Genomic DNA, 589 nt, shown 5'->3' on the forward strand with positions numbered 1-589 from the left:
TGCGGCATTACCGTGCATTTCCTGCCCTGTGATGACATTCAGGTCACTACCTCCTGTTACGCCTACGGCAGCCCTGAGTACCCGATCAAAATCCCGCTGCAATTGCCGGAGCCGCAGTCATGCCTTCGTTGAATCGCATTGTCATTACCATCTATGCCGGCCTGTCTCTGCTCATGCTCGCCCGACCTGTTGATGCCAGCGCGATCTATGGCGTCAACCATACTCATTGGGCGATCAACCGGTTCAGTGTCGATGGCCGTTCAGCCGTTGACATCATTGGCCCATATCAAGGCGGCGGTGGGGGATGCTGTTACGGTGCACCAGAACGTTGGCATCCGGGGCTGATGGTGCGGGTAGACTGGGAAACGGGTGCCGGAAGTACAGGAGATTTTCCTGGAACCGAAGACTGGGCCAAATTCTTAGCTTGGGAGAAGAAAATCCTGGCGCAAAAGCGCAGGCATAGCAAAGTCGTCGCCGTCCCGGATTACACCGGCCAGAAAGTCTGCGGCATCACCGTGCATTTCCTGCCCTGTGATGACATTCAGGTCACTACCTCCTGTTACGCCTACGGCAGCCCTGAGTACCCGAT

General features: G+C 56.4%; 1 protein-coding gene and 1 pseudogene. Both read left to right on the forward strand.

Going from position 1 to position 589, the window contains the following annotated elements:
• Positions 1–132, forward strand: a pseudogene (locus C6A77_RS26065) (DUF3304 domain-containing protein); the annotation flags it as partial.
• Positions 120–589 (forward strand): DUF3304 domain-containing protein (locus C6A77_RS25155; RefSeq protein ID WP_133295919.1); only part of this gene is annotated, 470 nt, incomplete at its 3' end. The pseudogene C6A77_RS26065 and the gene C6A77_RS25155, both read left to right, overlap by 13 nt.

It is taken from the genome of Pseudomonas sp. AFG_SD02_1510_Pfu_092 (assembly GCF_003331055.1).
Lineage (GTDB): Bacteria > Pseudomonadota > Gammaproteobacteria > Pseudomonadales > Pseudomonadaceae > Aquipseudomonas.